We start from the raw sequence: 23,567 nt of genomic DNA on the forward strand, positions 1-23,567 counted from the left end.
GGTCAGGCGGCTTCGGGTTCGCGGAGGTCGAGCCAGTCGGCCCAGCGGGGGTCGGGTGCGCGGTGACCGAGCACCCGCCAGGCGATCCCCTTCGGTGCGGCGGGCAGCGAGTGCAGTCGCCAGCCCAGCTCGGCGGGGGTCTTGTCGCCCTTCGTGTGGTTACACCGGGCGCAGGCGGCGACCACGTTCTCCCAGGCGTGCGGGCCACCCCGGCTGCGCGGGAAGACGTGGTCGATGGTCTCGGCGGGCCCTCGGCAGTAGGCGCAGCGCCAGCCGTCCCGGGCGAAGATCGCCCGGCGGGACAGGCCGACGTGGGTGCGGTAGGGCACCCGGACGAACCGGGTGAGTCGGACCACCGAGGGCACCGGTAACGCGCTGCGGGCGCTGTGCAGCACACCCTCGCCGTCGGCGACACAGACCGCCTTGGCGGAGAGCACGAGGATCGCGGCGCGGCGCACCGACACGACACACAGCGGCTCATAGGTGGCGTTGAGGACCAGCGCGCCGGAGCCCACCGTGGGTCGTATGTCAGGCATCGCGTCACCCTCCCGGTCAAGCGGCTTTTCACTCGCCACCGCCGACCGGCGCAGGCCGCAGCCATACACCACGTCGACGCCGGCCGGTTCACCGACGTCCGTTGCGCCAATCGTCCCTGATCGGACCGGCGAATGCACGCACTAATCCTGGGTACCTGGCGGAGCTTTCACGACAGATCCGGCGGCGAGCGCGCCTCGGGTCACCCGGCGGTGGGTCGGTCATGGGTCGACCGGATGCTTGCGGTACGAAAACAGGGTGACCGTCAGCATGCTCAGCCTCGTTCCCGGTACGCCCACCCCCGGCCCGGAGGACACCCCCAGTCCCGAGTGCCTGGACGAGGTCGTCTGCAAGTGGGTATGGAAATACTCCGACTCGGTGTGGTTCGCCGAGGGCAGCTACTGGATCCTGGTCAAACCGCTGCGGATCATCCTGATCCTGATGCTGGCGATCGCCGCCCGTTGGCTGGTGCACCGAACCATCCGCCGGCTGGTGCGCACCACCACCGATGCGGGCGTACCGACCATGCTCCGGCCGCTGCGCGAGCGCATCCCGAGCGCCGCGACCGAGCCCGGCGAATTCGTCCCGGAGCGACGCCGCCAGCGGGCCGAGGCGATCGGATCGGTGCTGCGCAGCCTGAGTACGGCGTTCATCTTCGGCATCGCCGTCCTGATGGTGCTCAAGGAGTTCAGCTTCGACCTGGCCCCGTTGCTGGCCAGCGCCGGCATCGCCGGTGTGGCGCTCGGCTTCGGTGCGCAGAGTCTGGTCAAGGACCTGATCGCCGGCCTGTTCATGTTGATCGAGGACCAGTACGGGGTCGGCGACAACGTCGACCTCGGCGAGGCGAGCGGCGTGGTCGAGGCGGTCGGTCTGCGAGTCACCACCGTTCGTGACGGGCGGGGGGTGCTCTGGTACATCCGCAACGGCGAGATCGTCCGGGTGGGCAACAAGAGTCAGGGTTGGGCGCTGGTGGTGGTCGACCTGCCGATCGGCTTCGCCGGCACCGAGGAGGCCACGGCGGTGCTGCGTACCGCAGCCGCTTCGGTCGCGGTGGACCCGGAGCTGGCGGCCTCCATCGTCGAGCCCCCCGAGGTGCTCGGGGTGGAACAGGTGACGGTGGACGGCACGGTCATCCGCACGGTGGTCAAGACCACCGCCGACGGGCAGGCCGCCGTGGGCCGCGAGTTGCGCCGCCGACTCGCGGAGGCACTGGAAAATTCCGGGATCACCGCCCGGATCGCCGCCGTCCGGGCCGTACCCGCCTACCTACGGGACGACAACGAGACTGGTCAGGGCGGGGCCACCTGAGCGGAACGGTAGGTACTCGCGGCCAAGCAGCCCCTCGGGTATCGTCCGTTCGTTCAGTCAGAGATGCGACGATCAAGCCGTTCGCCCTAGCCAGTTGTCAGACGATCGGGCAGAATCCGGTGCACGCGCTCCCCGAGCGTGGTCACGTCCTCGCTGATCCGTAGATCTGACGATGGCCTCGGGGCCGGCCATCACGAGTGGCCTGTCACCGGCCGATGGAGGCGATGGTGTCGGACGAGCGGCCTCCTCCGGAAGGTCCGGCCACTTTCCGTGAGGTCTTCGCCCAGGGTGAGTATCGAGCCATCTTCCTGGCCAACACCCTGACCTGGATCGGTGACTACGTCGCCAAGGCAGCGGTCACCCTGCTCGTCTACAAGGAGACCGACTCCGTCGCGCTCTCGGCGGCTGCCTTCGCGGTCAGTTATCTGCCCTGGCTGATCGGTGGCCCACTGCTGGCCACGATCGCCGAACGGCACCGCTATCGCCAGATCATGGTGATCTGCGACCTCATCCGGATGGCCTTGATGCTGCTCATCGCCATCCCCGGGATGCCGGTGCCGCTGATCCTGGCCCTCCTGTTCGCCACCACCCTGGCCAATCCACCGAGCCAGGCGGCACGCTCCGCGCTGATGCCGTTGATCCTGCCCGGCGACCGACTCGTCGTCGGGCTCTCGATCAACGCCAGCGTCGGGCAGGCCGCCCAGGTCGTCGGCTATCTGCTCGGTGCGGCGGTGGCCACCGTGAACACCACCGCCGCGTTGCTGATGAACGCGACAGCCTTCGCCGTCTCGGCGGTGCTGGTCCGCTTCGGGACGCGGGACCGGGCACCGGCTATTGCCAGCGAGCACCGCCGTCACCTGCTCCGGGAAACCGCCGAGGGGTTCCGGCTGGTGTTCCGTACGCCGGTGCTGCGGGCCATCGCGATCCTCGTCTTCGGCGCGATGCTCTGTTCGATCGTGCCCGAAGGGTTGGCCGCGGCCTGGGCCAACGAACGCGCGGACAGCGGGATGAACGCGGGAATGGCGCAGGCTCTGATCATGGCGTCGAGCCCGGTCGGGTTCATTCTCGGTGGGCTGCTGATGGGCCGGGCGGTCGCGCCGTCGCGACGCATCGCCCTGCTCCGGCCACTGGCGGTCATCGCCCCGTTGATGTTGGTCCCCTCGTTGCTCGACCCGCCACCGGTGGTGGTGGCGTTGCTCGCCGCCGCCTGCGGGTTCGCGGTCGCCGGCATCCTGCCGGTGGCGAACGGCCTCTTCGTCCAGGCCCTGCCGCACGGCTACCGGGCCCGGGCGTTCGGCGTGATGGCCACCGGGGTCCAGGTCATCCAGGGTGCTGCGGTCCTGGCGACCGGCCTGCTCGCCGAGCACTACCCGATCCCGATCGTGGTCGGGCTGTGGAGTGCCGCCGGGGTGGTGCTGATGGCGTTCGTCGCCCGACGCTGGCCCGACGCGCAGACGGTGGAGGCCACGGTGGAGGCGGCACGGGCCTCCTCCGCCGGCTCGGCCACCCCGTCGCAGGAGCCGGGCCAGGGCAACGTCGACCGACCACGGCACGCGGTGACCTGAACCACGGCGTCGGCAGGTCCCGGTACGCTCACCGCCCGGCAACGCCTGGCAGGATGGAAGGGTGAATCCCGCAGGTGAGTCCGAGCCCCGCGGCGAGGCCGTGACGCTGTACGACGCCGTCGGCGGCGAGCCCACGTTCCGCAAGCTGGTCGATGAGTTCTACGCCGGCATCGCCAGCGACCCGTTGCTGCGCCCCATGTACCCGGAAGAGGACCTGGGGCCGGCCGCCGACCGGATGCGGCTGTTCCTCATGCAGTACTGGGGCGGCCCGAACACGTACTCCGCCCAACGCGGGCACCCCCGGCTGCGGATGCGGCACGCGCCCTTCCGGATCGGCGCGGCCGAACGCGACGCCTGGCTGCGCCACATGCGCCGCGCGGTCGACAGCCTCGACCTGCCGGAGGCGACCGCCACCGAGCTCTGGAACTACCTGGAGCGGGCGGCCTACTTCATGGTCAACGCGATGGAGGACCCGGCCGCCTCGGGGTGACCCCCGCGGCGGCACGTCCCCCGTCAGAGCAGGGCACCCTCGTCGTGCAGCCAGTCGACGAAACTCGTGGCCACGGCCGCCCCGCAGTCGAGCAACTCGACCAGGAGCGCGTCGTGGGCACCTGCGGCGAGCGGCACCTGCAGCTCGGCGTAGATCGGCAACTGCCCCCGTTCGGTGGCGTCGCCCACGTACGCCTTGCAGAAGCGGCGCGTGTGGTTCCACTCGTTGACCACCCGGTAGGCCCGGTCCGCCCAGTCTGGCGGCACGGTCGCGTGCGGGCGGGCCCGGAGCACCAGGATCTCGTCCTCAGGGCCCTCCAGGGTGACCAGCACGGCGTGCCGCTCCCACATGGCCAGCAGGTTGCCGTCGCCGTCGGCCAGGTAGCGCACGTCGAGCAGGTCCAACGCGTCGCAGATGCGGCGCAGGGTGACCGGTTCGACGGTGGCTGACATGTCGGCGATCAACGGATGTTCCCCGCCCGGGCAGTCGTCCCCGGGTTGACGGGGCGTCGGCGGGCCGACTCTGACGGCCTCCTCCACCGTGACACTGCTTCGAGTTTCCGGGTCGCCGCCACTGGCGGGACCGGGGCGCCATGACCACCACGGCATCGCTCGCGCACCTCACTCCCCAGCGGATCCAGTTGCATACGGTGGGTGGGATCCGAGGATGGACGGTACCCGGACAGTCGGAGCGAAGCATCCCCCCAACGCCAGCCCCAAACCAGAAGGTTGACCTGAGGTCATACTTTCGGACGAGGGTCAAGCGGCCGCACGGCAAGATCCGTAGCCTTCTGCGACCACACAGCTCCGTACGGTCCCACCAGGGCGACCCAACGGCCAGCCGCGCGTACCCGGACCTCGTCGATGCCCGACGATCCGCCGGTCGCCCCCAGGAAACCCATCCTGATCAGACCCTGCACCAGTCGCTGGGTCACCTCCACCGGACGGTCAGGTGCGTCGTCCGGCGTCACCACCACCGCGACATGGTCCAGCAGGGCGTCACGCAGCGTCCGCTGCCCCACCGCCCGGCCGGCTACGCCGTTCGTCGCCGCCTCGCGCAGGGTGCCGGCGGCGGCCTCGGCGAGTCGGCGTACGTCCTCGCCCGGCAGGTTCTCCACCGGCCGGCTGGCCGCCGGCGGCAGCGGCCAGCGCCACTGGGCGTCACGCCGGGCGGGCAGTCCCGCCCGGCCCGCCGCCAGCTCGGCGAGCAACTGCCCGGCCGCCACGGTGACGTCCCCAGCGCCGGGGCCGGACACCGTCCGCACGGCCAGCACCCCCCACGGCAGACGCCCCCAGAGGGCCGTACGCCCCGGTGTGCCGGTCGGGCGTAACCGCACCAGGGCCGCCGGCTCCAACCGGACCAGCCGGGCCAGGAAGGCCCCTGCGTCGGCGACCCCGTCGAGCCCGTGCCGCGACTCGGCGGTATCGGATCCCGGCCCGGGTGTGACGCCGCCCGCGCTCATGCCTCGCCACCGTCCGGGGCGTACCCGAGCAGGAAGGAGTGTTCCCGGTCGGTGAGCCGCCGGGGCACCTGCCGGGCCAGGTCGAACGGAACCAGCACCGACTGTGCCCGGCTGACCAGCAGCTCACCGTCGTACATCTCGTAGCTGACGGTGAAGGAGGCGGCGCGGATCCGCCCCACCCACATCTCGATCCGTACGGTCGGGGCCGCGTCGGCGGTGGCCCGACCCAGGGCGTAGTCGACCGGGCGCAGGTAGTCGACCTCGTGCCGACGGATGACCACTCCGTCGGCGAACGAGTCGATGCCCTGCGCCCGCGCGCCGACGAACATCAACGCCACCCGGGCCTCCTCGTAGAGGGTGAGGAAGCGGGCGTTGTTGACGTGGCCGTACGCGTCGAGGTCGGACCACCGCAGGGTGCAGTGGTAGACGAACCGATCAGCCACGACGTCGCTCGCCGGTCAGTCGCGGGTCAGCTTGCGGTAGGTCACCCGGTGCGGTCGGGCCGCCTCCGCGCCGAGCCGGTCGATCTTGTTCTTCTCGTACGCCTCGAAGTTGCCCTCGAACCAGAACCACTTGGCCGGGTTCTCGTCGTCGCCCTCCCAGGCCAGGATGTGCGTGGCGACCCGGTCCAGGAACATCCGGTCGTGGGAGATCACCACGGCGCAGCCGGGGAACTCCAGCAGCGCGTTCTCCAGGCTGGACAGGGTCTCCACGTCCAGGTCGTTCGTCGGCTCGTCGAGCAGGATCACGTTCCCGCCGATCTTCAGCGTCAGCGCCAGGTTGAGCCGGTTGCGCTCGCCGCCGGAGAGCACCTTGGTCGGCTTCTGCTGGTCCGGACCCTTGAACCCGAACGCCGCGATGTACGCCCGCGACGGCATCTCGACCTTGCCCACCATGAGGTGGTCCAGCCCGTCGGAGACGACCTCCCAGACGGTCTTGTCGCCGTCGAGGCCCTGCCGGTTCTGGTCGACGTACGACAGCGAGACCGTTTCGCCGACCTTGACCGAGCCGCTGGTCGGCTGCTCCAACCCGACGATGGTCTTGAACAGCGTGGTCTTGCCGACGCCGTTCGGGCCGATGATGCCGACGATGCCGTTGCGCGGCAGCGAGAACGACAGGTTCTCGATCAGCACCCGGTCCCCGAAGGCCTTGGTCAGGTTGTGCGCCTCGATGACTGTGTTGCCCAGACGCGGGCCCGGCGGGATCTGGATCTCCTCGAAGTCCAGCTTGCGGGTCTTCTCCGCCTCGGCGGCCATCTCGTCGTACCGGTCGAGCCGGGCCTTGGACTTGGTCTGCCGGGCCTTGGCGTTCGAGCGGACCCACTCCAGTTCCTCGGAGAGGCGCTTCTTCATCTTGGCGTCGCGGCGCCCCTCGACGGAGAGCCGGGCGGCCTTCTTCTCCAGGTAGGTGGAGTAGTTGCCCTCGTACCCGATGGCCCGGCCACGGTCCAGCTCCAGGATCCAGCCGGCCACGTTGTCCAGGAAGTACCGGTCGTGGGTGATCGCCAGGACGGTGCCGGCGTACTTGGCCAGGTGCTGCTCCAGCCACTGCACGCTCTCCGCGTCCAGGTGGTTGGTGGGCTCGTCGAGCAGCAGCAGGTCCGGCGCCTCCAGCAGCAGCTTGCACAGCGCCACCCGGCGGCGCTCACCACCGGAGAGGGTGGTCACGTCGGCGTCCGGCGGCGGGCAGCGCAGCGCGTCCATGGCCAGTTCGAGCTTCGAGTCGATGTCCCACGCGTCGGCGTTGTCCAGCTCCTCCTGCAGCCGGCCCATCTCCTCCATCAGCTCGTCGGAGTAGTCCGTGGCCATCTGCTCGGCGATCGCGTTGAACCGCTCCAGCTTGGCCTTGGTCTCGGCGACCGCCTCCTCCACGTTGCCGAGGACGGTCTTCTCCTCGTTGAGCGGCGGCTCCTGGGCGAGCAGCCCCACGGTGTAGCCGGGCATGAGCCGGGCCTCGCCGTTGCTGGGCCGGTCGAGCCCTGCCATGATCTTGAGAAGGCTGGACTTACCAGCACCGTTCGGGCCGACCACACCGATCTTGGCCCCAGGCAGGAAGTTCAGCGTCACGTTGTCGAGCACGACCTTGTCGCCGTGCGCCTTGCGCGCCTTCTCCAGGACGTAGATGAACTGGGCCACGGTGCGGGCTACCTCCGTCAGGACTGAATCGTCGATTTGCGTGGTGCGGGGCAGGCGCGGGACGTGGGACGCGCCGTCACCCGCCGCCACGACCGTTGCCCGGCCGCGCGCACGCCATCGTCAATCCTGACAGGTCCGCCGGGCTCCGCCCACATCGCCCCGCCCGTCGGACCCGGTTGCGCGGAGGGCGGCCGACGGCCTGTCAACATGATCACGTGCAAGGTTCGGCCGGTCTGGGACGGGTACGTCACTCCGGCACTGAGCAACAGACGCCGCAGATACGCTCAGTACGCTCATCGCGGTGGACCCGTCAGCACCCGGAGGTGGCCGATCGTGACCGTCCGTAGCTCCTTTGTCGTAGTGGCAAACCGCCTACCGGTCGACGAGGTGAGCACACCCGAGGGCCGGCAGTGGCGACGCAGCCCTGGCGGCCTGGTCACCGCCCTGCACCCCGTCCTCGCCGAGCATCAGGGCACCTGGGTCGGGTGGGCCGGTGGCACCGGCGCCGCTCCCGAGCCGTTCGACCTGGAGGGCATCCGACTGCACCCGGTGCCGTTGAGCGCCGAGGAACTCGAGCGCTACTACGAGGGCCAGTCCAACGCCACGATCTGGCCGCTCTATCACGACGCCGTGGAGACGCCCGCCTACAAGCGTCGCTGGCGGGAGGCGTACCGGCTGGTCAACGCCCGGTTCGCGGAGGCCGCCGCCGAGGTCGCGGCCGACGGGGCCACGGTGTGGGTCCAGGACTACCAGCTTCAACTGGTGCCGGCGATGCTCCGGGAACTGCGTCCCGACCTGCGGATCGGCTTCTTCCTGCACATCCCGTTCCCGCCGATCGAGCTGTTCATGCAGATGCCGTTCCGCACCGAGATCCTGCGCGGGCTGCTCGGCGCCGACCTGGTCGGGTTCCAGCAGCGGCTGGCCGCACAGAACTTCGTCCGGCTCGCCCGTCACCTGCTCGGCCTGCGCTACGAAGGGCAGATGATCCAGGTCGACGGGCGGCAGGTGAAGGCCGGCGCCTTCCCCATCTCGATCGACACCAAGGAGATGGAACGGCTGGCCGCGGACCCGGCGATCCAGGCGCGGGCCAAGGAGATCCGCGAGGAGCTGGGCAACCCGCGCACCATCATCCTCGGCGTCGACCGCCTCGACTACACCAAGGGCATCGAGTTGCGACTCAAGGCCTTCCGGGAGTTGTTGGCTGACGGAAAGTTGACAGTCCCCGACGCTGTTATGGTGCAGGTAGCCACGCCGAGTCGCGAACGCGTCGAGCACTACCAGGCACTTCGTGTCAAGGTCGAACGCGAGGTCGGTCGGATTAATGGCGAATTCGGCCGGGTCGGTGTGCCCGCCGTGCATTATCTGCATCAGTCGTACAGTCGGACCGAACTTGCTGCGATGTACGCCGCCGCCGACGTGATGATGGTGACCCCGCTGCGAGACGGTATGAACCTGGTGGCCAAGGAGTACGTCGCATCAAGGGCGGACCACGGGGGCGCACTCGTACTCAGTGAGTTCGCCGGCGCGGCCACCGAGCTGCGTCAGGCGTTCCTGTGCAACCCGCACGACCCGGACGCAGTCAAGGATGCCCTGCTCCGAGCCGTGCACGTGGAGAAGCCGGAGGCTCGTCGCCGTATGCGGACTATGCAACGCCATTTGCGCACCCATGACGTGGGGCACTGGGCGAAGTCCTTCCTCACCGAACTCGGTGTGCCTGACATGGAGGCGGCGTGAGCGCCCCCTCCAGTGAAATCATCATGCCCACGGCGGGCACGATGGACCGGGAACTGGCCTCCGCCATCGGGCGGATCGCCCGGGTGCCCCAGCTGCTGATCGCCTGCGATTACGACGGCACGCTCGCGCCGATCGTCGAGGACCCGAGCAAGGCCGTACCCCTGCCGGAGTCCGTTGCCGCGGTGCGCGCCCTGGCCGCGCTACCGCAGACCACCGTCGCGGTCGTCTCCGGCCGGGCGCTTCGTGACCTGGCCGCGCTCTCCCGGCTGCCCAGCGAGGTGCACCTGGTCGGCAGCCACGGCTCCGAATTCGACATCGGCTTCGTCGAACGGCTCTCCCCCGAGCTGATCGAGGTGCGCAAGCGACTGCGGGACGCGCTGCGCGAGATCGCCGCGGCCCACCCGGGCGTACGGCTGGAACGCAAGCCGGCGAGCGTCGCCGTACACACCCGGGGGGTCGAACCGCAGGTCGCCGCCGCCGCCATCGAGGCGGTCCGCAACGGCCCCGCCACCTGGCCGGACGTCACCGTCACCCAGGGCAAGGAAGTCATCGAGCTGTCCGTGGTGGCCACCCACAAGGGCACCGCGGTCGACCAGTTGCGCACCCAGCTCTCGGCCAGCGCGGTCCTGTTCATCGGCGACGACGTCACCGACGAGAACGCCTTCGGCAACCTCAGCGGCCCGGACGTCGGCATCAAGATCGGCCCCGGCGAGACCAAGGCCGGCTACCGGGTGGCCGAGCCGATCGAGGCCGCCCGGGTGCTCGGGCTGCTGCTGGAGACCCGCCGGCACTGGCTGTTCGGCGAGCGCGCGGTACCGATCGAGCGGCACTCGATGCTGGCCAACGGGCGTACGGTCGCACTGCTCACGCCCGACGCCAAGGTGACCTGGCTGTGCAACCCCAAGCCCGACTCGGCGGCGATCTTCGCCGACCTGGTCGGTGGCAGCCCGGCCGGGCACTTCAGCGTCGCCCCGGAACGCGGCGGCATCCCGCTGGGCCAGCGCTACCGCTCGGGCACCATGACCGTGGAGACCCGCTGGTCGGGGCTGACCGTCACCGACTGGCTCGACAAGCCCGACCCGCGGACCACCCCCGACGGGCCGGCGATCATCTCCGGCGACTCCACCCTGATCCGGGTGCTCACCGGCACCGGACGGGCCCGGCTGGAGTTCGCGCCCCGACCGGAGTTCGCGCAGGTCGCCGTGCAGCTCCAGCCGCTCGCCGACGGCCTGCTGGTGCTCGGCTCCAACGAGCCGATCGCGCTCTACTCCCCCGGTGTGCAGTGGGAGGTCGGCAACGACGGCGGCTACGAGAGCGCCAAGGCGGTGGTGGACCTGTCCGCCCTCGGCGGGCAGGTGGTGCTGGAGCTGCGCTTCGGCACGCACAGCCTGGAACACCACCGGCTGCCCATCCACGAGCGGCAGGCCGCGGCGGAACGCCCCTGGAAGGACTGGGTGGCCTCACTGCGGCTGCCCACCACCGCCCGGGACCTGGTCGCCCGCAGCGCGTTGACGCTGCGCGGCCTCTGCCACGAGGCGACCGGCTCGATCCTGGCCGCCGCGACCACCTCGCTGCCGGAGGAACTCGGCGGTGTCCGCAACTGGGACTACCGCTACTGCTGGCTGCGCGACGCCGCGATGACCGCCCGCGCCCTGGTCGACCTGGGGTCGATCGCCGAGGCCGAGGCGTTCCTGCGCTGGGTCGACGGCTGTGTGGAGCGCACCGGCGGGCACCCCGAACGGCTGCACCCGCTCTACACCGTGGACGGCTACGAGCTGGGTGCCGAGGCGGTCATCGACACCCTGCCCGGCTACGCCGGCTCCCGCCCCGTACGCGTCGGCAACCTCGCCAACCACCAGCTCCAACTGGACGTCTTCGGCCCGATCGCCGACCTCATCGCCGCCACCGCCGACGTACGCGGCTCGGTGCGCGCCGAGGAGTGGCGGGTCCTGGAGAACATGGTCGAGGCGGTCCGCCGCCGCTGGCACGAGCCCGACCACGGCATCTGGGAGGCCCGCCTGCCACCCCGGCACCACATCTTCTCCAAGGTGATGTGCTGGATGACCGTGGATCGCGCCTTGCACGTGGTCCGCCAGCACGGTGGCGAGGACCGCCCCGAGTGGGTGGAACTGCGCGACCGGATCGGCGCCAACGTGCTGGAGTACGGCTGGCACGAGGAGGCCGCGGCGTACAGCGTCGCGTACGGCGACGAGGACATGGACGCCTCCTCGCTGTGGATCGGCCTGTCCGGTCTGCTGGCCGGGGACGACCCACGGTTCCTGTCCACCGTGCTGAAGATCGAGGCGGATCTGCGCAGCGGGCCGGTCGTCTACCGCTACCACTGGGACGACGGACTGCCCGGCCGGGAGGGCGGCTTCCACATCTGCACGGCGTGGCTGATCGAGGCGTACCTGCGCACCGGTCGGCGTACCGACGCCGAGGAACTGTTCCTCCAGATGATCGACACCGCCGGCCCGACCGGCCTGCTGCCCGAGCAGTACGACCCGCTGGCCGAGCGCGGCCTGGGCAACCACCCGCAGGCGTACAGCCACCTCGGGGTGATCCGCTGCGCCCTGCTGCTGGACAACATGCTCAAGCAGTAACCCACCCTCGTTTTCCAAGCGGCCGGAGACAAGGTGTCTCCGGCCGCTCACCATCTCCCCTCCGCCGCTCGACCTCCCCATCCACCCCTCGCCCCGGTCGGCGAGGCCCAGCGAGTCCCCTGCCAGATCACCACGTCGCCGACCCGGACGGGAAGCCTGGGCGACTGCTCCGCCCAGTGCGCCGGCGTTGGGTGTGGAGGCCTCACCGTTACGCCGGAATGGCGGGGTCCGGGGCGGCGGGATACCGCCGTTACGGCGCAACGGAGTCGATCACCCGGCCGGCCAGCCCAGCCCGGTCAGCGCGGCGTCCGGCCCGGTCAGCGCCAGCGGGCCAGGGGGCGCGCCGGGCCAGCGGGACCAGCGGGACCAGTCAGCAGATCCGCACCTGATCCTTCCGCTCAGCAAGGCCAGCGGGTTATACCCAGATCGCCAGGCAGCCCGGAACGGAACGGACTTTCAGGCATCTACCGGGCATAAGCTCGGGACTTTTCGCTGGGATGGCGGTGTGGCCGGGTCGCCCTCACCGTTACGCCGTAACGGCGGGGTCCGGGGCAGCGGGATACCGCCATTACGGCGTAACGGAGTCGATCGGCCCTGGCCGAGTCGGTCCCATCCCGGACAGCTGGGTCATCCCGGGCGCTTGCGTCATGGGGGGCCACCGCGATTCGTGGTCGGCGGGAATCCTGGATGCCTGCGGGTCGTTGAACCGTCTGAACGACCGAGGAAGGCGCCGGGCTTGAGCCTGGCGGGTGCGGGCCGGAATGTGGGCCCGCCGGTTGGTGTTATATCGGGTGGCTGACCAAGCAGGGCCCGCCCGTGACCGCCTGTGGTCGGGTGTGAGCCGCCCCTCCGGGAATCACCACCCTCGGTCAGTGGTTGTACATGGTCCCGGCGCCGCGATGGTTTCCCGCCCCGCGATGTGCGCGATGGGCTCCGCCCCGCGAGTGAGCCGGTGAACCTTCCCCCCTTTTTGAGCGCCTGACGGCGTTTGCATGCACCCGTCCCCCGTGGTGTGTGTCTACCCCCGAATGGAGCTTCCTCATGAACTCGATCTTCCGTAAGAGCATGCTGGGTGTTGCTGGTCTGGCTTTCGCCGGTGGTGTGTTCGCCGGTCCGGTGGCCGCCCACGCGGATGCCGCTCCGGTGAGGACCACCCCCGTCGTGGTGCAGGCTGAGAAGCCGGATGCGGGCAAGTTGATTCCGCATGGTGTGCAGGGTGCGCAGTCGCGTATCGATCTGAACGGTGAGCAGGTGGCGAACACGAAGGCGATCATCGCGGCGACGAAGAAGGCCGGTATGGATGAGCGTGCGGCGGTCGTGTCGATCGCTACCGCGTTGCAGGAGTCGAAGTTGGAGAACCTGGGCCACCTGGGTGACCGTAACGACCATGACTCGCAGGGTCTGTTTCAGCAGCGTCCGTCCAGTGGTTGGGGCACGGTGGAGCAGATCACCGATCCCGAGTACTCGACCACCGCGTTCCTGAAGGGTTTGAAGCAGGTTGATGGTTGGCAGGACATGCCGTTGACCAGGGCCGCGCAGACGGTGCAGGTGTCGGCGTACCCGGATCACTACGCCCAGTGGGAGCAGCAGGCTGCTGACTTGGTCGCCAAGTACTGGAACAGCTGACCCCAAAGACATTCCTCTACAGGGGGAGCAAGAACCGTATGGCCGGTACCCGGAACCCCGGGTGCCGGCCAAACGGCGTTTACCCACCTACCCCGACAACACCCACGGGGTCCGACGGGAGGGGCGAAGGTCGACCGGGTCGGGTTGGGGCGACCGTGCCCGGCGTAGGGATCAAGCCTGACCGCCCGAAGCCGGGCACGGTCGCCCCAGCCCTCACCGCAACCACCCCCACAGAGCCGGACGAACCGGGCACGATCAAAGGCTGGGAAGAACCCCGACCACATCCCCCACCACCACGACCGCCGGCGGACGTACCCCCGCAGCCGCCACATCCCCGGCCACCTCACCCAGCGTGGAGCGGAGGGTTCGCTGTGCCCCGGTGGTGGCCTCCTGGACCACAGCCGCAGGAGTGTCCGCCGGGCGACCGTGCCGCAGCAGGGTGGCGGTGATCGCCGGCAGGTTCTTCAGTCCCATCAAGATCACCAGGGTGCCGCGCAGGGCGGCCAGCGCGTCCCAGCGCACCAGCGAGGCCGCCGAGTCGGGTGCGACGTGGCCGGAGACCACGGTGAACTCGTGCGCCACCGCTCGATGGGTGACCGGGATACCGGCTGCTGCCGGGGCGGCGATGGAGCTGGTCACGCCGGGCACCACGGTCACCGGTACGCCGGCTGCCGCGCAGGCCAGCAGCTCTTCGCCGCCGCGTCCGAAGACGTACGGGTCACCGCCCTTGAGGCGGACCACGAAGGCACCGGCCAGCGCCCGGTCGACCAGGATCCGGTTGATCTCCTCCTGGGTGCGGGCCGGGCCGTACGGGATCTTCGAGGCGTCCACCAGTTCCACGCCGGTACGCAGTTCGTCGAGAAGCAGGCCGGGCACCAGCCGGTCGGCGACCACCACGTCGGCTTCGGTGAGCAGCCGCCAACCACGGACTGTGACCAGTTCCGGGTCGCCCGGCCCGGCACCCACCAGAGCTACTCGGCCGGGTGCACCGGTCGGAGTGTTAACAGGGGTCCCCTGCTCTACCGCAGGCGTTAACAGGGTGCCCTTCCTTTCATGCAGGAGGGTGCGGATGGCGTCGCGGACGGTCATCGCGCGGCGGGGGTCGCCGCCGCCGAGGACGGCCACGGTGACCGGGCCGTGCCGGGTCACCGCCGGGGTCCAGGCGGTCGCTGCCTCCCGGTCGTCGGCGCGTACGCAGAAGATGCGGCGCTGTGCGGCGGCGGCGCTGACGGCGGCGGCGGCGTCCGGGTCGTCGATCGCGACGTGGACGAGCCAGGCGTCGTCCAGGTCGTCGGGGTGGAACCGGCGGGGTATCCAGCGCAGTCGGTCGGCGTCGGCGTGGGCCTGCAGCGCCGGACTGATCTCCGGGGCCACCAGCAGCACGTCCGCGCCCGCGTCGAGCAACGCCGGTACCCGCCGGGTGGCCACGGCTCCCCCGCCCACCACGACGACCCGTCGGCCGGCCAGTCGGAGTCCGAGAGGGTAGGGGCTTGTCACTTCTCCGCCACCCCGGCGGAGTCGAAGGTGGCCACCTCGTGCAGCACCCGGACGGCGCCGGTGACCACGGGCAGGGCGAGCAGCGCGCCGGTGCCTTCGCCGAGCCGCAGGCCCAGGTCGATCAGCGGGGTGAGGCCGAGTTGCCGCAGCGCCACGGTGGCACCCGGCTCGGCGGAGCGGTGACCGGCGATCATCGCGCCGACCGCGTCGGGGGCGAGGGCCGCGGCGGCCAGCGCGGCGGAGACCGCGATCACCCCGTCCAACAGCACCGGTACGCGACGAGCGGCGGCACCGAGCAGCAGCCCGGTCAGCGCGGCGTGTTCCAGTCCGCCCACGGCGGCCAGCACTCCGAGCGGGTCTGTCGGGTCGGGTGTGTGGCGCAGCAGCGCGGCTCGGACAACCTCGATCTTGTGCTGGTAGGTCGGGTCGTCCACGCCGGTGCCCCGGCCGGTCGCCTCGGCGGCGTCGACTCCGGTGAACGCGGCGATCAGCGCGGCGGCCGGGGTGGTGTTGGCGATCCCCATGTCGCCGGTGACCAGCAGGGCCGCCCCGCCGTCGATCAGTTCCCCGGCGATGCGGATGCCGACCTCCACGGCGGACCTCGCCTCGTCACGGGTGAGCGCGGCGGTGACGGTCATGTCCCGGGTACCCCGCCGGACGTTGGCGTCGACCAGCCGGGGCACGTCGACGCGGCCGTGGCCCCTGACCCCACCCGGTGCAGCGACGGGAGCGTCGCCCGTCGGCGGGTGGTCGTCGGAGGTGGGCAGGGGGGTGGCCACGCCGACGTCGACCACGGTCACCGTGGCGCCTGCCTGCCGGGCGAAGGCGTTGACCACCGCGCCGCCGGCCAGGAAGTTGCCGACCATCTGGACGGTGACCTCCTGCGGCCAGGGGGTCACCCGCTGGGCGTGTACGCCGTGGTCACCGGCGAAGATGGCCACGGCCGCCGGGCTCGGCAGCGGTGGCGGGCAGGTGCCGGCCAGGCCGGCGAGGCGTACGGACAGCTCCTCCAGGAGGCCGAGCGAGCCGGCGGGCTTGGTCAGCCGGGTCTGCAACTGCCGCGCCGTGCTCATCGCCGCCTCGTCGAGCGGGCCGATCGCCGCGATCGTGGTCTCCAGCATCATGCCTCCAGAATCTCCGCCAACACCTTGATGAACACGTCGGTGCAGGCCCGGTCCCGCACCGCGATCCGCAGCCAGTCCGGGCCGAGGCCGGGGAAGGTGTCGCCGCGGCGTACCGCCCAACCATGCTCGCGTAGCGCGGCGCGGATCCGGTCCGCGCCCGGCCGGTGGATCAGGACGAACGCGCTGGCCGGACGCCCGACGACGCGTACCCCGGGCAGGGCCGACAGGCGGGTGACCAGGTGGTCGCGGTCGGCGGCGAGTTGCGCGGCGATGGCGCGCTCGGCCTGGACCGCGGTGGGGCCGGCGCAGGCGGTCGCGGCGGCCAGGGCCGGCGTGGATACCGCCCAGAGGGGCTGTACGGCCGCCAGCCGGTGCAGCAGCTCCGCCTCACCGAGCAGGTAGCCGATCCGCAGTCCGGCCAGCCCCCAGGTCTTGGTGAGGCTGCGGACGACCACCAGTCCGGGCAGGTCCCGACGGGCTGCCAGGGATTCGGGCTCGCCGGGGTGTCCGGGGGCGGCGGTGGCGTCGGCGAACGCCTCGTCGACCACGAGCACGCGTCCCGGCCGGGCCAGGGTGGCCAGGTCGGCGGCGGGATGCAGCACGGAGGTGGGGTTGGTCGGGTTGCCGATCATGACCAGGTCGGCGTCGGCGGGGATCGCATCCGGGTGCAGGCGGAAATCGTCCGCCGGGTCGAGCAGCGCCCGCTGCACCTGGTGCCCGGCCGCCCGCAGCGCGGCCTCCGGCTCGGTGAACTGCGGGTGGACCACCACCGGTCGGCGGATGCCGCGCAGCGCCTGGGCGAGCAGCACGAACCCTTCGGCGGCACCGGCGGTCAGCAGCACCTCGGCCGGTGGCCGACCGTGTCGGGCGGCGACGGCGGCTCGCGCGGGTTCCGGGTCCGGGTACCCGGCCAGGTCGGCGAGCGACGCCGTGATCGGTTCGGCCAGCCAGTCCGGCATCGGCGCGCGCCGTACGTTGACGGCGAGGTCGACCAGCCCCGCGCCCACCTCCGCGTCACCGTGATGGGTGAGGTCCGGCTCGGCGGTCGACCGGGTCGCCGGGGTCAGCGGTGCGTGCATGTCCGCGATCCTGCCGGGAAGGAGGCACGGGTGACAGCAGCGCGAGGGGTGGGCCGCATCACCACCGATCACTTCATGAGTATTTCTCATGGATGATTCGGAAATGTCATAACTTATCGGTGTGAGCAACCGACCCCTTGCTGCCGCTGGTCGTTTCGTTCCTCTCCTCCGTGCCGGGCTGATCGCCGGCATCGTCGTCGCCGCCGTGGCGTACCCCGTGGTCGCCCTGACCGGCGTCGGCGCCAAGGCCACCGCGCACGCCGTGGAGAGCAAGACCCGACTGCTGGCCACCGCCCTGCCCGCCGAGACCTCCTACCTCTACGCGCCCGACGGCAAGACCGTGCTGACCATGTTCTTCGAGGAGTACCGGCAGTACACCAAGCTGTCGGACATCTCGCCGCACATGCAGCAGGCGATCGTGGCTGCCGAGGACAACCGCTTCTACCGGCACCACGGCGTCGACCCGAAGGGCGTCGCCCGGGCCTTCGTGGCCAACGCCAAATCCAGTGGCGTCTCCCAGGGCGCCTCGACCCTGACCATGCAGTACGTGCGGATGGCGCTGCGGGACAGCGCGAGCACCCCGAAGGAGGTGCAGGAGGCCACCGCGCAGACCCCGATCCGCAAGGTCAAGGAGATGCGGATGGCGGTCGACCTGGAGAAGGAGTTGAGCAAGGAGGACATCCTTGAGCGCTACCTCAACTCGGCGTACTTCGGGCACCGGGCGTACGGCATCTACGCCGCCAGCGAGATCTTCTTCTCCAAGACGCCGAAGGAACTCACGCCCGTCGAGGCGGCCACCCTCGCCGGCCTGGTGAAGTCGCCCTCGCAGTACGACCCGGCCAGCTCGGACCAGAAGGAGGCCACCGCACGGCGCAACTACGTGCTGGACAACATGGCCCGGCTCGGTTACCTGTCCCCGGACTCGGTCGCGGCGGCAAAGACCGAGCCGATCCGGCTGCGGCTGACCTACCCGCCGAACGACTGCGCCTCGGTGCCGGAGGAGTGGAACAGCTGGGGCTTCCTCTGCGACTACCTGAAGAACTGGTGGAGCGCGCAGCCGGCCTTCGGCGACAACCGGCTGGACCGGTTGGACAAGCTGCGGCGCGGCGGCTACCGGATCGTGCTCAGCATGGACCCGAAGATCCAGGCGGCGGCCGAGGAGAACGTGGGCACCAAGGGCAACACCGGCAGCCCGTTCGCCAACGGCATCGTGGTCGCCGAGCCGGGCACCGGGCGGGTCAAGGCGATGGCGGTGAACCGCACCTACTCGCTGCAGGTCAACGAGAATCCGCTCAGCTCCAACCCGGAGGCGGGTCCGAACGTGCGGGCCAACTACCCGAACACGGTGGCACCCCTGATGGGCGGCGGCGACCTGCCCGGCTACCAGGCCGGATCGACGTTCAAGATGTTCCCCATGCTGGCCGCGTTGGACGCCGGCATGACCCTGAACACCACCTTCAACGCACCACACTCGTACCGGTCGGAGATCTACGACGGGTGGCAGCCGTCGAACGCCAGCGGCGCGATGAGCGGCATGCAGACCATGTGGTCCGGTTTCGGCAAGTCGGTGAACACCTACTTCGTCTGGCTGGAGGAACAGGTCGGCGCGGAGCGGGCGGTCCGGCTCGCCGAGCAGTTGGGGCTGCGCTGGCGTACCGACGTGGACCGGGAACACGCCTCGCCGTCGAGGGCCAACAAGTGGGGTGCGTTCACGCTGGGCGTCTCCGACGCCACCCCGCTGGAGATGGCCAACGCGTACGCCGCCGTCGCCGCCGACGGGCGGTACTGCGAGGCGATGCCGGTGTCCGCGATCTACAACCGGGACGGCACCCCGGCGACCTTCAAGACTCCCGGCGGCATCGAACGGGAGGTCGCCAAGCCCCGCTGCCGCCAGGTGGTCAGCGCGGATGCCGCCCGGGCCGCCACCGACGCCGCCCGCTGCCCGACCGGTGACACCCCGGCCAAGGGTGGCTGCGGCGGCTGGTCGACCGCGGACAGCGTACGGGGCACGGTGGGTCGCCCGGTGGCCGGCAAGACCGGTACCACGGACAGCACCCGGTCAGCCTGGTTCGTCGGTTACACCCCGGAACTGGCCGCGGCGAGCTTCATCTCCGACCCGGACAACCCGTTCAACGCGGTGGGCGACGGACAGTCGGAGATCCCGATCGCGGCGGTCGCGAACACGCTCCGCGACGCGCTCAAGGGCAAACCGGTGCGGGACTTCATTCCACCGTCGGACCGGATAGTCGGCTGACCACCGGCCCGGCGTCCGAGGCGGGCGCCGGGCCGTCCGAGCCGCTCGGGACGCCGGATGACCCGCTCGCGGCGGGCGGGCCGAGCACAACAGCCGGCGCAGCGTTCGGGGCAGCGTCGGGGTCGGCGGTCGCGGCGGCCACCAACCGGGTCGCCAGGTGCGGGTACGCCGCCCAGTGCGGGACCAGTTGCGAGGCGTGCACGCCACGCCAGACGAACCCCTCCGGGGCACCACCGGCCCAACTCCAGGCCGGACGTTGGCCACCTCGCGGGGAGAGCACCCCCTGGTGCTCCTTGTGCCCGACGACCACCTCACCGCGAACCGCGATCACGCTGTCGCTCTGGGCGGTCGCCTCCCGGTAACCGACCACCAGTCCGTCGCGGAGGCTGCCGATGGCGTCGAGCACGCCACACATGGGCAGCCCGTCCACCTCCCGGGCCAGCCAGAGCAGACCGGCCCCCTCGGCCACCACCGGTCGGCCGGTACGGGCCAGCTCGGCGACCGCGATGCAGAGTCGCCGGTTGGCGGAGAGTTGCTCGACGTACGACTCGGGCAGGGCACCACCGACCACAAGCGCCCGGGTACCGGCCGGCAGTGCCTCGTCGGTGAACGGGTTGACCGTCACCACGTCCGCCCCCGCCGCTCGCAGCAACTCGACGGTCTCGACGTGGCTGAAGGTGCCACCAGGTCCGCCGGCCACCGCGATGACCGGGCGTGCCCGATCCACGGCCGCCGTGTCGTCGGCCGCCGCCGGCTGCGGTGACCAGGCCGGCATGCCCAGCGCCGGGGCGGAGCGGGCCAGGCCGAGCAGTCGTTCCAGGTCGACGGTGGCGGCCACCGCCTCGCCGAGTCGCCGGACCGCCCGGGTGGCCTCGCCGGCACCGGTGACCACCGGCACCACTGCGTGCCGTCGGGACGGCAGCACCGGTGGCAGGTCCTGCCGGCGCAGCGCGCCGTAGACAGGTACGCCGATGTCGTCGAGCGCCTCGCGCAGCAGCGCCTCGTGCCGCGAGGAGGCGACCCGGTTGAGGATCACCCCACCGATCCACAGCTGCTCGTCGTACGCCCGGAACCCGTGCACCAGCGCCGCCACCGACTGCCCCATCGCGGCGACGTCGACCACCAGGACGACCGGGCTGCGCAACGCGGTGGCCACCGCGGCCGTGGACTCGGTGTCGCCCCGGCCACTGAGACTGTCGTAGAGGCCCATGCTGCCCTGCACGACCGCGAGGTCGGCGTCGGCGGCACCGTGCAGCAGCAACGGGGCGAGCCGTTCGGAGCCGACCAGCCGCGCGTCCAGACTGCGCCCGGGACGGCCGCAGGCCAGACCGAGGTACGCCGCGTCGACCTGATCCGGGCCGATCTTGAAGCCGGCCACGTCGAGCCCCTGTTCGGCGAACGCAGCGAGCAGGCCGATCGCCACTGCGTTCTTGCCGTGCCCGGACGAGGGGGCGCTGAACACCAGACGCGGCACGACGGTCATCATCGACTCCTCGCGAACGGACGGGCGTGCCGAGGGGTCGGCGCGCTCCGCCCGCGTGACGATAGCCGAACCGGACTACTGGCACGCACCGACCGGTACCCCTCCCATTCCGGCGTCCCGGCCGGCCCACGCCCCGCCCACCGCCCGGGTACGCTGCGCCACCACAGCCGGCGGCGCGGCACGGTGGCGATGACCCACCGGGTAGCCTCGTGGCGTGTACCGGTTCCTGCTGACGCCGCGCTGGCTGGGCATCCTCGCGCTGACTCTGGTCGCCGCCACGGTGATGGTGCTGCTGGGCAACTGGCAGCTGGACCGCTACCGGGGCCGCACCGCGATCAACGAACAGATCGACGCCGGCCTGCAGATGGCGGCGGTGCCGCTGCGTGAGGCGCTGGCCGCGCCGACCGGCGGTCCCGGCACGATCGGACCACCACCGGCCGAGGAACGGACCTACACCCGGGTCACCCTGACCGGGCGGTACGACACCGACAACATCGTGCTGGTCCGGGGTCGTACGGTCGACAGCAAGGTCGGCTTCGAGGTGCTCACCCCGCTGGTGCTGACCGACGGCACGGCCGTACTTGTGGACCGGGGTTGGATCCCGCCGGCCCCGGGTGGCGCGCTGGCCCAGCCGGAGATGCCGGCCACCCCGGCCGGCGACGTGACAGTCGAGGGCCGGATACGCGCGAGCGAGAGCGGCGACGCCAAGGTGTCCCGCCGCGACGGCCAGCTGGAAAGCCGTCGGATCTCGCTGCCCCAGCTCGCCCCTCAACTGCCGTACCCGCTGCACGGGGGGTACGTGCTGCTCGACGAGCAGACCCCGGCCGCCGATCCGGTGTTCAAGGCGGTGCCGGTGGGGCACGCCAACAACTGGCAGAACCTGGGCTACGTCGTACAGTGGTGGATCTTCGGGGCGATGACCGTGGTCGGCTTCGGCTGGATCGCCCGCCGGGAGGCCCGCCGCCTGGCCGGGGTGACCGACGACCGACCCCGCGACCGCGCCGCCGACCCCTCCCCCGCCTGACCGCCGCGGACCCGACGGCCCGCCGCTACGGCGATGGCGCGGCCGGTGGGCGGCCGGCGTGGATGGCGCGAACGGTGTCGATCGTGTCGGCCTCGGCGGCGGACTTGTCCTCGCGGTACCGCACCACCCGCGCGAAGCGCAGCGCCACCCCACCGGGATAGCGCGAACTGGTCTGCACGCCGTCGAAGGCGATCTCCACCACCTGCTCGGGGCGGACCCGCACCACCCAGTCGCCCCGCTCCACCGCCAGGCCTAGGAAGCGTTCGGTCTGCCAGCGCAGCAGGTCGTCGGTGAGCCCCTTGAAGGTCTTGCCCAGCATCACGAACTCGCCGGTGCGCGGATCACGCGCCCCCAGGTGCAGGTTGGACAGCCAGCCGGTGCGACGGCCACTGCCCCACTCGACGGCGAGCACGACCAGATCCAGGGTGTGCCGAGGCTTGACCTTAATCCACGCCGCGCCGCGCCGGCCCGCTTCGTACGGCGCGTCGGGTGCCTTGACCACGACACCTTCCTGGCCGGCGTCGAGCGCGGCGGCGAAGGCCTCGCCGGCCCGCTGCGGCTCGTCCACCTCCATCCGCCCCACCAGCAACCCGGCGTCGACCGTGCCGCGCAGCACCGCCCACCGCTCGCGGCCCGGCGCGTCGATCAGATCCGTGCCGTCCAGATGCAGCAGGTCGAAGAAGTAGGGCGTGAGCACCGTCGTGCCGGTGCTCGCGGCGGCGGCGCGCACCGCCGGGGCGACCGGCGCGGCAGCGGTCGGCCCGCCTGTGGACCGGGCACCGGCTGACCCGCCGCGTCGGGCGGCGGCGCTGGAGGTCTGCTGGAAGGGCAGGGGTCGGCCCGTCTCGTCCAGGCCGATGGCCTCGCCGTCGAGGACCAGCTCCCGGGCCGGCAGGGCCCGCACCGCGGCGACCACCTCGGGCACCCGGGCGGTGATGTCGTCCAGGCTGCGGGTGAACACGGCGATGTCCGACCCGCTGCGGTGCACCTGGATGCGGATGCCGTCGAGCTTGACGTCGACCACGGCGGGGGTGCCCGTGGCGGCCAACGCCTCGTCGACCGAGGACGCGCTCTGGGCCAGCATCGGCGCGAGTGGCCGCCCGACCCGCAGCCCGAACCCGGCCAGGGCGGCAGCGCCACCGGCGAGCGCGGCCACCGCCACCTCACGCAGGTCACCGGCGAGCAGCAACGCGCGGCGTACGGCGGCGACCGGCACCCCGGCGGCGCGGGCGATCGCGTCGGCGAGCAGCCCCGCCTGAGCGCCGTGACGCAGCTCGCCGAGGAACAGCCCGGTGAGCAGCCGCTGCTCGTCGGCGGTGGCCGCCGCGTAAAGACTGTGCACCAGGGCACGGCGACGGGCCTGTGATCCGCTGCCGTGCACCGCGGCGATCGCGTCGATGGCCGCGTCGACCGCACCGACGGTCAGGGTCGGCTCCGCCGCCGGTGGCGGCAGGTCACGCAAGCCGGCCCAGCCGACACCGGTCTGCCGCTGGCGCAGCTCACCGGCGAGCCAGCCGGCTCCCGCCGCGATCTCGACCGGATCGAGCCGGCGCAACGCCTCGGCGAGCAACTCGACCTTCGCCCGCCGGCCGCTGGTCGCGGCGACGGCTGCGGAGGTGGCAGCCAGGTCGAGGAATCGCACGCCCCAA

The 23,567-nt window shown here is 71.3% G+C and carries 18 protein-coding genes; 8 read left to right on the plus strand and 10 right to left on the minus strand.

What is annotated here, in order from left to right:
• Nucleotides 1-2 precede the first annotated feature (2 nt).
• Nucleotides 3-536, minus strand: a complete 534-nt coding sequence (locus VAB18032_RS23800) for an HNH endonuclease (RefSeq protein WP_043725542.1) — start codon at nt 534-536, stop codon at nt 3-5.
• Between the two features lie 268 nt (nt 537-804).
• Between VAB18032_RS23800 and VAB18032_RS23805 the strand changes: the two genes are divergently transcribed.
• The 3 genes from VAB18032_RS23805 (at nt 805) to VAB18032_RS23815 (ending at nt 3,897) form a co-directional block, all read left to right on the plus strand.
• Nucleotides 805-1,842, plus strand: a complete 1,038-nt coding sequence (locus tag VAB18032_RS23805) for a mechanosensitive ion channel family protein (protein WP_043725544.1) — start codon at nt 805-807, stop codon at nt 1,840-1,842.
• Between the two features lie 224 nt (nt 1,843-2,066).
• Nucleotides 2,067-3,407, plus strand: coding sequence for an MFS transporter (locus tag VAB18032_RS23810; RefSeq protein ID WP_050814789.1), 1,341 nt, complete (start codon nt 2,067-2,069; stop codon nt 3,405-3,407).
• A gap of 61 nt (nt 3,408-3,468) precedes the next feature.
• Nucleotides 3,469-3,897, plus strand: coding sequence for a globin (locus tag VAB18032_RS23815; RefSeq protein ID WP_013735482.1), 429 nt, complete (start codon nt 3,469-3,471; stop codon nt 3,895-3,897).
• Nucleotides 3,898-3,920: 23 nt separating this feature from the next.
• On the opposite strand, the gene VAB18032_RS23820 is transcribed toward VAB18032_RS23815, so the two are convergent.
• From VAB18032_RS23820 to ettA, 4 genes are all read right to left on the minus strand, one after another.
• Nucleotides 3,921-4,505: a type III secretion system chaperone family protein gene (locus VAB18032_RS23820; protein ID WP_043721735.1), complete on the minus strand. Its 585-nt coding sequence runs from the start codon at nt 4,503-4,505 to the stop codon at nt 3,921-3,923.
• Between the two features lie 131 nt (nt 4,506-4,636).
• On the minus strand, nt 4,637-5,359 hold the full coding sequence (locus VAB18032_RS23825; protein ID WP_013735484.1) for a DUF8185 domain-containing protein: 723 nt from the start codon (nt 5,357-5,359) through the stop codon (nt 4,637-4,639).
• On the minus strand, nt 5,356-5,802 hold the full coding sequence (locus VAB18032_RS23830) for an acyl-CoA thioesterase (protein WP_013735485.1): 447 nt from the start codon (nt 5,800-5,802) through the stop codon (nt 5,356-5,358). Before VAB18032_RS23830 ends, VAB18032_RS23825 begins: the two co-directional genes overlap by 4 nt.
• A 15-nt stretch (nt 5,803-5,817) precedes the next feature.
• Nucleotides 5,818-7,494 (minus strand): energy-dependent translational throttle protein EttA, encoded by a 1,677-nt coding sequence (gene ettA / locus VAB18032_RS23835; protein WP_013735486.1) that lies wholly within the window; start codon nt 7,492-7,494, stop codon nt 5,818-5,820.
• A 333-nt stretch (nt 7,495-7,827) separates the two neighbouring features.
• Here ettA and VAB18032_RS23840 point away from each other — a divergent pair, with 333 nt between their 5' ends.
• The 3 genes from VAB18032_RS23840 (at nt 7,828) to VAB18032_RS23850 (ending at nt 13,457) form a co-directional block, all read left to right on the plus strand.
• Complete coding sequence (locus VAB18032_RS23840; RefSeq protein ID WP_013735487.1) at nt 7,828-9,228, plus strand: alpha,alpha-trehalose-phosphate synthase (UDP-forming); 1,401 nt, start codon at nt 7,828-7,830, stop codon at nt 9,226-9,228.
• 23 nt (nt 9,229-9,251) lie between these two features.
• Nucleotides 9,252-11,831: a trehalose-phosphatase gene (gene otsB / locus VAB18032_RS23845; protein ID WP_043725547.1), complete on the plus strand. Its 2,580-nt coding sequence runs from the start codon at nt 9,252-9,254 to the stop codon at nt 11,829-11,831.
• 1,041 nt (nt 11,832-12,872) lie between these two features.
• Nucleotides 12,873-13,457, plus strand: coding sequence for a hypothetical protein (locus VAB18032_RS23850; protein ID WP_013735489.1), 585 nt, complete (start codon nt 12,873-12,875; stop codon nt 13,455-13,457).
• Nucleotides 13,458-13,712: 255 nt separating this feature from the next.
• Here VAB18032_RS23850 and cobA read toward each other — a convergent pair whose 3' ends face one another.
• The 3 genes from cobA to cobC are packed head-to-tail and all read right to left on the minus strand — an operon-like array spanning nt 13,713 to nt 17,157.
• Nucleotides 13,713-14,954, minus strand: coding sequence for a uroporphyrinogen-III C-methyltransferase (cobA, locus tag VAB18032_RS23855; RefSeq protein WP_013735490.1), 1,242 nt, complete (start codon nt 14,952-14,954; stop codon nt 13,713-13,715).
• Entirely contained in the window at nt 14,951-16,075 is a 1,125-nt protein-coding gene (gene cobT, locus VAB18032_RS23860) for a nicotinate-nucleotide--dimethylbenzimidazole phosphoribosyltransferase (protein ID WP_043725551.1), read from the minus strand. The genes cobA and cobT overlap by 4 nt, the downstream gene beginning before the upstream one ends.
• Entirely contained in the window at nt 16,075-17,157 is a 1,083-nt protein-coding gene (gene cobC, locus VAB18032_RS23865) for an Rv2231c family histidinol phosphate aminotransferase CobC (protein WP_013735492.1), read from the minus strand. The genes cobT and cobC overlap by 1 nt, the downstream gene beginning before the upstream one ends.
• Nucleotides 17,158-17,278: 121 nt before the next feature.
• Here cobC and VAB18032_RS23870 point away from each other — a divergent pair, with 121 nt between their 5' ends.
• Nucleotides 17,279-19,411 (plus strand): transglycosylase domain-containing protein, encoded by a 2,133-nt coding sequence (locus VAB18032_RS23870; protein ID WP_013735493.1) that lies wholly within the window; start codon nt 17,279-17,281, stop codon nt 19,409-19,411.
• On the opposite strand, the gene VAB18032_RS23875 is transcribed toward VAB18032_RS23870, so the two are convergent.
• On the minus strand, nt 19,380-20,894 hold the full coding sequence (locus tag VAB18032_RS23875) for a cobyrinic acid a,c-diamide synthase CobB (RefSeq protein ID WP_013735494.1): 1,515 nt from the start codon (nt 20,892-20,894) through the stop codon (nt 19,380-19,382). The two genes, VAB18032_RS23870 and VAB18032_RS23875, sit on opposite strands and share 32 nt — an antisense overlap.
• 214 nt (nt 20,895-21,108) lie before the next feature.
• On the opposite strand from VAB18032_RS23875, the gene VAB18032_RS23880 reads away from it, so the two are divergent.
• A complete protein-coding gene (locus tag VAB18032_RS23880; protein WP_013735495.1) occupies nt 21,109-21,918 on the plus strand; it encodes an SURF1 family cytochrome oxidase biogenesis protein in 810 nt (269 codons plus the stop codon).
• 25 nt (nt 21,919-21,943) lie between these two features.
• Here the strand turns inward: VAB18032_RS23880 and VAB18032_RS23885 are convergent, their stop codons facing one another.
• Entirely contained in the window at nt 21,944-23,560 is a 1,617-nt protein-coding gene (locus VAB18032_RS23885) for an ATP-dependent DNA ligase (protein WP_013735496.1), read from the minus strand.
• Nucleotides 23,561-23,567 lie beyond the last annotated feature (7 nt).

The sequence above is a fragment of the Micromonospora maris AB-18-032 genome, from assembly GCF_000204155.1.
Taxonomy (GTDB): domain Bacteria; phylum Actinomycetota; class Actinomycetes; order Mycobacteriales; family Micromonosporaceae; genus Micromonospora; species Micromonospora gifhornensis.